This window comes from Rothia mucilaginosa ATCC 25296 (assembly GCF_000175615.1).
Taxonomy (GTDB): domain Bacteria; phylum Actinomycetota; class Actinomycetes; order Actinomycetales; family Micrococcaceae; genus Rothia; species Rothia mucilaginosa.
Genome location: NZ_ACVO01000009.1, coordinates 117,889 through 128,956, shown reverse-complemented (window position 1 = coordinate 128,956; position 11,068 = coordinate 117,889). Strand labels below are relative to the sequence as shown.

Genomic DNA, 11,068 nt, shown 5'->3' with positions numbered 1-11,068 from the left:
TGCGTTTTATGGGTGCTAAAAAATCTTTAAAAAACTTCCAAAAAACCTTATAAACGCAGAAGAAACCACTCAAACCCTCACAGAATGCCCTCTAGAGCCCCCTCCGCAGCCCCTATTCCCATGCCCTGCGCTTGATTCCTAACCCTGCACGATTCCTAACCATGCGCCCGGGCGCCCATACCTATAGATACAGAAAGCCCCTCCCCTTCCGTTCGGCAAGGAACAGAAGAAGAGGGGACAGCTACAGAGTGCTGAAGCTTAGTACTGAGTTAGTTGAGTACGGGGTTAGTACTGGGGAGGCGCCTCATTCGCCATATTGTTGAAGCGCGAGTACTTACCGCTAAATGCCAACGGGATAGTACGAGTCGGACCACCACGGTGCTTAGCGATAATCATGTCCGCCTCACCCACGCGTTCACTATCCGGGTTATACATATCCTCACGATGCAGCAGAATCACCATATCCGCATCCTGCTCAATAGAACCCGACTCACGCAGATCCGAAACCATCGGACGCTTATCAGTACGCTGCTCCGAACCACGGTTCAACTGAGACAGCGCAATCACCGGAACATCCAGCTCCTTAGCCAACAGCTTCAGGCTACGAGAAAACTCCGAAACCTCCTGCTGACGCGACTCAACCTTCTTACCCGAACTCATCAGCTGCAGGTAGTCCAGCACCACAAGCTTCAAATCATTACGCTGCTTGAGGCGACGGCACTTCGCGCGAATCTCCATCAGAGTCATATTCGGCGAATCATCAATAAAGAGAGGCGCAGAATCAATACGACCCTGCAAAGTCGCCAGGTTCGTCCAGCCCTCAGTATCCAGGTCACCCTTCTTCAGACGACCCATCGAAATCTTGCCCTCCGCAGAGAGAATACGCATCGCCAACTCAGTACGACTCATCTCCAGCGAGAAAAACACAGTCGTCATCTGATGATGAATAGACGCAGAACGAGCAATATCAAGAGCCAAAGTCGACTTACCCACACCCGGACGAGCCGCAATAACAATCATCTGGCCACCGTGCAGACCACCGGTCAGCTCATCAAACTCAATAAAGTCAGTCGGCACACCGTACACGCCATCGGGACGGTTCGAGTTCGCATCAATCTCATTGATGGTCTCCTCCAACGCATCAGAGAAAGACACATAATCTTCCTTCGCGTTACCATCAGTCACCGCATAGATCTCAGCCTGCGCCTGATCCACCAAAGTATCGACCTCAGTCTCATTGGCGTAACCCAGCTGAGCGATCTTCGTACCCGCCTCAATCAGGCGGCGCATAATCGCGTGCTCCTTAACAATCTCAGCGTAATACTGAGCGTTAGCAGCAGTCGGAACCGACGCAATCAGCGTATGAATATAGGCCGCGCCGCCCACACGAGTCAGCTCGCCGCGCTTCTTCAACTCATCAGCAACCGTAATCGCATCCGCAGGGCTACCGTGACCGTAAAGAGAAAGAATCGCCTCATAAATCGTCTCGTGCGCCGGCTTATAGAAATCAGATGCACGCAGGCTCTCAACCACATCCGCAATAGCGTCCTTCGACAGCAGCATGCCACCGAGCACCGACTGCTCAGCCACATCATCATGAGGCATAGTGCGGGAACCATAATCAATGGCAGTTTCAGACATGCTTATCCTCGCGTTTCAATCCGATATCTACGACGTTCCAGAAACAATTTCTGCAGAACTCCAATGCTAGTTTCTCACGAAGGCACACGCGAAACCCATACACGCTTAACGGGGAGCGCACAGATAATCCTCAATCTTCTCAACGGCGAGCGCCGCACCATCCATAGTGCGCATTGCCTCACCCAGCTGCCGCGCCCTAGCGCGCATGCCCTCATCGCTGAGCAGATGGTCCAGAATATCGCGCACATTGCCGCGGCGCACATCATTCTTCGTAAAGCGCAGGGCGTTACCGTAGCGCACGCACTCCTCAATATTCCAGCTTTGCTCAGCCTGCATCGCAATACCGGCAAACGGCACACCCGCCAGGCACGCCGTCTGTACCGTCCCCTCACCGCCGTGGGTCATCGAGGCGTCAATATGACCGGCGAGCAGATGCGCTGGAATAGTCCCGGGAACAGTCCCGGCGAAATGGATATTGCTGCCCAGCAGGTGGGTCTCCAAGAGCTGCACCCCGCCGCCGACCAGCACATCCACCGGAGCGGCTGACAGTTGCTGCAGCACCTGCACCAAAATATCTGCAGAGCCAGATGAGCCCATTCCCACGTAAATCAGGGGTCGTTCTCTGGGCTCGCGAACAATCTGCGGCAACTCACCGGGCGCACGGTAATAAATAGGACCCACACCAACATCAGGATCCACCAAAGAATCCCCGCGCAGCTGCGTAAACAGAGAACAGATAAGATTTACATCGGCGCTGAGCATATCCACAGTACGGCGAGGAAGCCTCAGCCCATGCTCACGTGCCACACGAGTAAAAGAAGCCGGCTTATACGACAACACCCGCGCCACCGCACGCAACCACCCCGGTGCCGCAAGCTCGCCATCTACAGGCTTCTTCGAAAAATACGTCGACGAGTAAGCGTACGGGCGCGCATAGAAAATAGGGACACCCGCAATACGCGCAGACAGCAGCATCGTCAGATTAGAACCAATCACCACAGCATCCGCGCTAAAGTCACGAATAGCCTCAAGCTCAGCGTTGACCCGCCGACGCACTATATCGGTCGTGAAAGGATGCCGCACTCCCCTACCTTGATCCAGCGCCATAATCTGCTCCGCCTCAGCATCGCTCATAATTGGCTCGCGAAGATGCACAGGAAGCCCCGCATTTTCCAGCAGTCCCAAGTACTTAGGGGAATACACATGGAACAAGACCGTATGACCTCGCTCCCGAGCCACACACGCTATCTCAATACATCGCGTGGTTTCACCCATATTGAAGCTTTCGGGAGAGAAAAGAATACGGCTCATAACAAACTCCGGTAGGCGCACACGTGACTGAGCCGAATCTGCGACTCATAACCTCACCAGTGTAAAACGGAGCCCCAGTATTCCTCGTTATACGGGGGAATACTGGGGCTCCGTTTCGCTGTATAAGATTCTCCTACTTCTTACGCAGAATCAGACCGATAGCGCCAATATGGTCAGCGTGACGGCGGAACACACCACGCATACCCAGCACACGCTCACGAATCTGCGGCTTACGCGCCAGGTTGAACGCAATCTTCGCAACGCCAGCGGGACCCTCATCAGCCAGCAGACGCTTCGGCTCCAGCAGAGCCATATCGGTCTGGTACACATCCAGCACCTCAAAGCCAGCCTCTTCCGCCAGGGCAGTCCACTCGGCAACAGTCAGCGGGCGGGCATTCACACGGATCGTGCGCGCCAGGTCCTTCTGAATCTCTTCCTTCAGCTCGGGGCGCAGGTAATCGGGAACCAGCGACATCTCGTGAATAGCGTAGTAACCGCCCGGACGCAGCAGACGAGCCGCCTCACGCATAATCTCCAGCTTGTGCTTATCGGTCTGCATGGTCAGCATCGCCTCGCCCACCACGGCATCGTAACTTTCCGAAGGCAGACCGGTCTCCTGAGCGCTAGCGTTCACCACACGGTAGTTCGGCTTAGTCGATGCGCCAATACGCTCGGTCACGATTTCAGCAGCCTTGGGATCAAGATCCACACCGGTGTAGCTCTTGGGGGAACGCTTCACAATCTCCAGGGCGGTAATACCCAGGCCCGGCGCAAACTCCACGACATCAATGTCGCCGCCCAGAGCACGAGCCAGCAGCCAGTTGGTGGTCTCACGGCCGCCGGGGCGCAGAACCTTCTTGCCCAGCTGAGCCAGCAGCCAGTGACCCGCCGCCTTGTCGGCGGGGCGGTCGGTACCGGGAACGGAAGGGGTCTTAGACACGGAAGACAACTCCTCAATACTTGTATTTAATATGCAAAATTTATCTTTCCCAATTCTAGACCCGCCACCCCAAGAAAGGAAATATGACGTTATATAGAAGTATGGTTGCCCTTTATTACAGAATGCCGCAACACCACTACAGCCACCCTTACGGCACACCCTAGAGATTAAACAGAAACTGGAGCTGAACCTCTCGGTCCAACCCCAGTCTCATCACACACACATACATACGAAAATCAGAGCCACTTCCGCAAGGAAAGTCCAACTTTCTGATGGCCCTCTCGAACCATCTATATAAAGTATTACGCGTAAACCTTTATTCCCTGTAGGTTAAAGCTGTAAGAAAGCTGGGAATAGATTTTTCTTCAAAATCGGGGTGCAGCACCCCGGATTTCACGCGGAAACTACACGTCGCGTTAAAAGAAGAAAGGCAAGGCGCTTTTGCCTTGCCATCCTTCTTTCGCTAGCGGGCGACCCCGCTACACGAAACACACACATTCACATCGCAGTCCTCTCGAACCAACACTTATAGTAAACACCTCCAACCTTATGGGAGGATTGAATTTCGCTGGAAACAAGCTGGGAGAAAACCAACAGAACCCTGAGAGCTTTGATATTGTGCAGTTTGCGGACTCTAAACCGGGCTAATAAGCCGCCATATACAGACCCAGCAGCACCAACGGGTTAGCCACTACAGAAATAACCGCCAAGCAAATATTAGCCACGCGGTACTGACGGAACTTCACCAGACCCACCAGCGCGCACACCAGCGCAACACTGGATGCAAGGCCGCCAACCACCAGCAAAAGAAGCAGAAGAGCAGTAGCGACATTAGCGTCCGCAAATGGGATAACCGCTAGAGCGCACAGCAGCAAATTGACGCACTCCAACACCACACCCGTGGACAGAAGCTGAGCGCTAGAAGACAAACGTGAAAAAGATCGAGCCATGTCTACCAGTCTACGGGGTCAATTGGCGTACTTCGCAGTCGCAACCGCTCTAACCACCAATCCTTCTACTGCCCTACCCCTATTCTCAACCTCTCAAAAACAATGTTTCACGTGAAACATGTACAGGAGCGAATACAACAAACGGGGTGCCCCTCACGAAGAGGGACACCCCGTCCGACACTCAACGCCGTAGCATCAAAGCACCAGCGTCAAATATCTAAAAATCTACTTACGCAGCAGCAACGACGTCCAGGACAACGTTAGCAACAACGTCAGCGTGCAGGCGGACAGTCACCTTGTACTCACCGGTGCGCTTGATAGCGGAACCCAGGTGGATGGTGCGCTTGTCAACGGAGCCAATGCCAGCAGCCTCAATAGCCTCAGCAATAGCCTCAGCCTTGACGGTACCGAACAGGCGGCCGTCAGCGCCAGCCTTGTGTGCAACGACAACCGGCTTAGCAGCCAGGGACGCAGCAATTGCCTGAGCCTCTTCCAGAGAAGCCTTAGCACGAGCCGCACGAGCGGCGCGGATGGACTCAACCTGCTTCTCGCCACCCTGGGTCCAGGTCACGGCGAAGCCGCGGGGCAGCAGGTAGTTACGTGCGTAACCGTCCTTAACGGTGACAACATCGCCAGCTGCACCGAGGCCGGAAACTTCCTGAGTCAGAATGATCTTAGCCATGTTACTGTCTCTCCTTCTCTTTAGCGGCCAGCGCCGGAGTAGGGCAGCAGTGCAACTTCGCGGGCGTTCTTAATAGCCTGAGCGATCTTGCGCTGCTCCTGAACGGTCACGCCAGTCACGCGGCGAGCGCGGATCTTGCCGCGGTCGGAGATGAACTTGCGCAGAAGTGCGACGTCCTTGTAGTCGATAACGGTGACGTCAGCAGCCTTGAGGGGGTTCTGCTTGGGTTTGGGCTTACGGATTTCAGCCTTAGCCATCGTGGTGCTCCTTAGAGTTGGGAGCCCGCGGCGGATAACCGCGGGATGGATTGATAAATTACTATTCGGAAAACGAAACCGGCTTAGAACGGAGGTTCGTCGTCGGCGCCGCTACCCCAGTCATAGTTACCACCAGACTGAGAACTCCACGGATCAGCAGCAGGAGCTGCGGGGGCCGCCGGAGCAGCCGGAGCGGAGTAGCCAGACTGGCCAGAGTAACCATTACCCTGAGCAGCAGCAAAATTGTTCTGCTGAGGAGCGGAGAAACCGCCCTGAGCAGCAGCGTTGTACCCAGCGCCACCGCCGAAGCCACCCTGCGCACCGCCACCGAAGTTATTACCTCCGGCAGAACGCTGTGCGCGAGTCACCTGAGCAGTAGCAAAACGCAGAGTCGGGCCGATCTCCTCGACCTCAAGCTCAAACGAAGTACGACGCTCGCCTTCCTTGGTCTCGTACGAGCGAGACTTCAGACGGCCCTGCGCGATAACCTGAGTACCCTTCTTCAGAGTCTCTGCAACATTCTCAGCGTAACCACGCCACACCGACGCACGCAGGAACAGGGTCTCCCCATCCTCCCACTGGTTCGTCTGGCGGTTAAAAGTACGCGGAGTCGATGCGATCGTGAAATTAGCAACCGCCGCACCCGCAGGGGTGTAACGAAGCTCCGGATCGCCAGTCAGATTACCAATAACGGTAATAACGGTATCGCCTGCCATTTGATGCCTCCTCGATAAGAGTTACAAGTATGTTGAATCCAGTACAGCGCAACCCCCTGACATTTTTAGGGGGTCAGCCGACCGGAAAGACCAACTACTTGCTGGAGATCTTCTGATCCTCCGGGCGGATGATCTTGGTACGCATGACGGACTCGTTCAGGTTCAGAACACGATCGAGCTCAGCTGCGGTCTCGGGGGTAGAGGTGAAGTTCACCACTGCGTAGATACCCTCAGACTTCTTCTGGATCTCGTATGCCAGGCGACGACGGCCCCAGATGTCGACGTTGTCGACGGAACCACCCTCGTTGGTCACGATCTCGAGGAACTTGGACAGCGACGGCTCAACCGCACGGTCCTCAACCTCGGGGCTGAGGATAACCATCAGTTCATATGCACGCATGATTAAACCCCTCCTTTGGGCTAAACGGCTATGGGATTTCCATAGCAGGAGATTCATTGTGCCCTACACGTGAAACACACCGGGCGGGGAACACGCATAGATTTCTTAACAATACACGAGAAAAAGCAGATAGAACAGTACCGCACCGCGTGACCTCAACCATGCGATGCGGTACCGAAAATCGCAGAAGCTACACCTCCCGACGCTGCTCCCACCACTGCAGAAGACGAGCCTTCGCCTCCTCCTCAGGAAGCGAACCCTCATCCAGACGCAGATTCAACAAGAACTTATAGGCCTCACCCACCACCGGGCCCGGCGTAATACCAAGAATCTGCATAATCTGACCGCCATCCAGATCCGGACGGATCGAATCCAGCTCCTCCTGAGCAGCCAACTCAGCAATACGACGCTCCAAATCGTCATACGCCTCAGCCAGCGAGCGCGACAAGCGACGATTACGAGTCGTCACATCAGAACGCGACACACGATGCAGACGCTCCAACTGATCGCCCGCATCACGCACATAACGGCGCACCGCAGAATCAGTCCAACCCGACTCACGGTAACCATAGAACCGCATATGCAGCTCCACCAGACGAGCCACAGCCTTAATCGTGTCATTATCAAAACGCAGCGCACGCATACGCTTCTTCACCATCTTCGCGCCCACCACCTCATGGTGCAGGAAGGAGACAGAGCCGTCCTTCTCAAACTTACGAGTCTTCGGCTTACCAATATCGTGCATCAACGCCGCAAAACGCAGAATAAAATCAGGAGCCGGGCACGGACCGTCCTCGTCCGTCTCCTTCTCCATCGCCTGCTCCATCACCTTCAACGAATGCGCATACACATCCTTATGGTGATGCGCCGGATCCATCTCCATACGCAACGCAGGAAGCTCCGGCAACACATAATCCGCCAGACCCGTATCCACCAGCAGGTTCAAACCCACCCGCGGATAATCCGCCTCAATCAGCTTCATCAGCTCATCACGCACACGCTCAGCCGAAATAATCTCAATACGACCAGCCATCTCACGCATCGCTTCGAAAACCTCCGGGGCAACCTCAAGATTAAAACGCGCAGCAAAACGAGCCGCGCGCATCATACGCAGCGGATCCTCAGAAAAAGACTCCTCCGGCGAGCGCGGAGTACGCAAAACACCCGCACGCAAATCCTCAACGCCACCAAACAAGTCAACAACCTCACCACTGGGCAAAGCCGCCGCCATCGCATTAATCGTGAAATCACGACGCACCAAATCGGCGCTCAAATCCGTGCCGAATTCAACCGTCGGCTTACGCGAATCCGAAACATACACCTCAGCACGGTACGTGGTCACCTCATACACCACGCCGTTCTTACGCGCACTAATCGTGCCGTACTCCTTACCGATATCCCACGTGTGTTCACCCCACGCACGCAAAATCTGCTCGCTCTGCTCCGGAGTAGCATCCGTCGTCAAATCAAAATCAGTGAAATGGCCGCCATCATCCAGCAGATTGTCGCGGACAATACCGCCCACCAAGTACAGCTCAAAACCCGCCGCACGGTACAGTTCTCCCAGCTCGGCGGCATCCGGGTACTTCGACACAACATCAATAATCAGCGACATAATCCTTTAATCGTGCCAGAAAAACCACCCACGCGCCCACCCCACACCCACAACACCCCACCAAAGACAGCTATCTCACCCCAAACCGAGGCACCAAAACCTCAGCCTATCGGTTAAGGTAGAACCATGAGCATTCCCGTACCCCGCGCCCCCAAAACGCGCTTCACCGCGCCCGCGCGAGCGGTACCCGCCCCCGAAGAAGTCTCCGCAGGCGGGCTCATCATCGACTTTGACCGACCCGAACAGCTACCCGTAGCCATCATCGCCCGCATCAACCGCAACGGACAACGTGAATGGTGCCTACCCAAAGGCCACATCGAACACGGCGAAACCACCGTCGAAGCCGCACAACGCGAAATCAGCGAAGAAACCGGAATCACCGGCTACCCCGTAGCCTCCCTCGGCACTATCGCCTACTGGTTCACCTCCAACGGCACGCGCATCCACAAAACCGTGCACCACTACCTCTTCGCAGCAACCGGCGGCGAACTGAGCATCGACAACGACCCCGACCACGAAGCAATCGACGTCGCATGGGTCCCCCTCGAAGAGCTCCCCACCCGCCTCTCATTCGCCAACGAGCAACACATTGCCCGTAGCGCGCGCGAATACATCACCACCCAGCTCTAAACACCCGCTATAAGAGCCCCAAAAACTAAAAAGAAGCAATCACCCGCCGACACAGGAGAGACATACGTGGCACGTAACGACGCCCGCTCAAGCGCAATCATGGCAGCAGGCACCCTCGTCTCGCGCATCCTCGGATTCGTCAAGACCATCCTGCTCACCGTAGCCATCGGCTCACTCTCAACCGTCGGCGACGTCTTCGAAACCGCCAACACCCTACCCAACCTCATCTACGTCCTCGTAGCAGGCGGCGTGTTCAACGCAGTCCTCGTACCGCAAATCATCAAGGCAGCCAAAGCACAAGACGGCGGCGCACGATACATCTCCAAACTCGTCACCCTCACCGTCACCGCAATCGGCCTCATCACCCTCATCACCGTCGCCTGCGCCTGGCCCATCATCAGCATCATGGGCTCAGGATGGAGCCCCGAACAACGACAGCTCGGCTTCATCTTCTCCCTCTGGTGCCTACCCCAAATCTTCTTCTACGGCCTCTACACCGTCATCGGACAGGTCCTCAACGCCAAAGACGCATTCGGCGCCTACATGTGGTCGCCCGTACTCAACAACGTCATCACCATCCTGTCGCTGATCCTATTCATCTTCCTCTTCGGCGCACAAACCCCCAACCCCAACCCGATTCACACCGTAGACAACTGGACCAACGCACAGACCCTCGTGCTCGCAGGCTCCTCCACCTTCGGCGTCATCATGCAGGCACTCGTCCTGTTCATCCCCCTACGCAAGCTCGGCCTGCGCCTCAAGCCCGACTTCGCGTGGCGAGGCATCGGCCTGCGCGCAGCCTCCAAGCTCGCCGCCTGGACCCTCGCCTCCGGCATCATCTCCAACCTCGCATTCCTCTACATGACCAAGGTCGCCGCAGGCATCGTCGGTCAGCGCGAACACTACGCCGCCCTCGGCATCCAGATCCCCGGCCTGCAGGCGCTCAACTACGCCTCCATGCTGTACATGCTCCCGCACGGCGTCATCGGCATCTCCATCGCCACCGTGCTCTTCAACCGCATGAGCGCCTCCGCCATCGCCGACGACAGCGACAGCGTCATCTACGCGCTCTCCCACGGCCTGCGCAACGCAGCCGTAGCCACCGTCTTCTGCATGGTCGCGCTCATGGTACTCGCAGGCCCCGTCGCCGTACTCTTCAGCGGCGGCGACCCCATCGCAGCAACCATCATCGCCAAGCTCATCGTCATCACCGCGCTCGGCACCCCCACCCTCACCATCAACTACCTCTACAGCCGCGTGCTCTACGCCCGCGAAGACGCACGCACCCCCTTCCGCATCCAGGTGTACTCCGCCATCATCATGGTCATCATGAGCTTCGCAGCGTCCCTGCTCGACGCACAGTACACCGTGTACATGCTCGCCTTCATCTACCCGGTGCACAATATCCTGATCCTGTTCATCAGCCACCACATGGTCCGCCGCCGCCTCGGCTACTACGGCCAGCGCGGCATCGTCAGCACCTACGCCCGCACCACCCTCGCGTCCCTCTTCGCCGGCGGAATCGCAGCCATCGCGCTCTGGCTGCTCGGCGGCTACCAGCTCGACGGATTCGCCTGGGCATCCAAGCTCACCGCAATCATCACCCTCGCCGTATGCGGCACCGTCATGGGACTGGCATACCTCGCCGGTATACAGATCTTCCGCGTCAAGGAAGCCAACGCACTACTGGCACCCCTCACCTCCAAACTTGAGCGTTTTGCCCGCCGCTAAAGCAGCACACAACGCCCAACCCGGGTAGCTGCCCGTGCACCCACCGCACCCCACGCCGGGGCCCGCAGAAGGCACAGGCAACCACCCGGACGCCACAAACTATCACTCAACCCCAGCATCCTTCAATGCCGGGTAGAATCTAATAGTCAGGGCCCGCCACACGGCAGGCACTATGAAACCACCTCGGGAGAACAC

General features: G+C 56.5%; 11 protein-coding genes. 2 read left to right on the top strand and 9 right to left on the bottom strand.

All coding sequences use genetic code 11. From position 1 onward, the window contains the following. Positions 1-285: 285 nt before the first annotated feature. The 9 genes from dnaB to ROTMU0001_RS02865 form a co-directional block, all read right to left on the bottom strand. Positions 286-1,641 carry a replicative DNA helicase gene (gene dnaB, locus ROTMU0001_RS02905; RefSeq protein ID WP_005508030.1) on the bottom strand — a complete coding sequence of 452 codons (1,356 nt, stop codon included), beginning with the start codon at positions 1,639-1,641 and terminating at the stop codon, positions 286-288. A gap of 105 nt (positions 1,642-1,746) precedes the next feature. Continuing rightward, complete coding sequence (locus ROTMU0001_RS02900; protein ID WP_005508029.1) at positions 1,747-2,775, bottom strand: glycosyltransferase; 1,029 nt, start codon at positions 2,773-2,775, stop codon at positions 1,747-1,749. 310 nt (positions 2,776-3,085) lie between these two features. Next, positions 3,086-3,892, bottom strand: coding sequence for a class I SAM-dependent methyltransferase (locus ROTMU0001_RS02895; protein ID WP_005508028.1), 807 nt, complete (start codon positions 3,890-3,892; stop codon positions 3,086-3,088). 644 nt (positions 3,893-4,536) lie between these two features. Then, the gene (locus ROTMU0001_RS02890) at positions 4,537-4,842 is read right to left on the bottom strand and encodes a hypothetical protein (protein WP_044142258.1); all 306 of its coding nucleotides are present in this window, start codon (positions 4,840-4,842) and stop codon (positions 4,537-4,539) included. Positions 4,843-5,071: 229 nt separating this feature from the next. Beyond that, positions 5,072-5,524 carry a 50S ribosomal protein L9 gene (rplI, locus tag ROTMU0001_RS02885; RefSeq protein WP_005504050.1) on the bottom strand — a complete coding sequence of 151 codons (453 nt, stop codon included), beginning with the start codon at positions 5,522-5,524 and terminating at the stop codon, positions 5,072-5,074. 20 nt (positions 5,525-5,544) lie between these two features. Further along, positions 5,545-5,781 (bottom strand): 30S ribosomal protein S18, encoded by a 237-nt coding sequence (rpsR, locus tag ROTMU0001_RS02880; protein WP_004005948.1) that lies wholly within the window; start codon positions 5,779-5,781, stop codon positions 5,545-5,547. An 83-nt stretch (positions 5,782-5,864) separates the two neighbouring features. Further along, complete coding sequence (locus ROTMU0001_RS02875; protein WP_005504055.1) at positions 5,865-6,497, bottom strand: single-stranded DNA-binding protein; 633 nt, start codon at positions 6,495-6,497, stop codon at positions 5,865-5,867. Positions 6,498-6,591: 94 nt separating this feature from the next. Then, the gene (rpsF, locus tag ROTMU0001_RS02870) at positions 6,592-6,897 is read right to left on the bottom strand and encodes a 30S ribosomal protein S6 (RefSeq protein WP_005504056.1); all 306 of its coding nucleotides are present in this window, start codon (positions 6,895-6,897) and stop codon (positions 6,592-6,594) included. Between the two features lie 190 nt (positions 6,898-7,087). Next, entirely contained in the window at positions 7,088-8,512 is a 1,425-nt protein-coding gene (locus ROTMU0001_RS02865) for a CCA tRNA nucleotidyltransferase (protein ID WP_005508026.1), read from the bottom strand. A 126-nt stretch (positions 8,513-8,638) separates the two neighbouring features. On the opposite strand from ROTMU0001_RS02865, the gene ROTMU0001_RS02860 reads away from it, so the two are divergent. Further along, the gene (locus ROTMU0001_RS02860) at positions 8,639-9,142 is read left to right on the top strand and encodes an NUDIX hydrolase (RefSeq protein WP_005504058.1); all 504 of its coding nucleotides are present in this window, start codon (positions 8,639-8,641) and stop codon (positions 9,140-9,142) included. A gap of 66 nt (positions 9,143-9,208) precedes the next feature. Beyond that, on the top strand, positions 9,209-10,873 hold the full coding sequence (gene murJ, locus ROTMU0001_RS02855; protein ID WP_005508025.1) for a murein biosynthesis integral membrane protein MurJ: 1,665 nt from the start codon (positions 9,209-9,211) through the stop codon (positions 10,871-10,873). Positions 10,874-11,068: the final 195 nt, after the last annotated feature.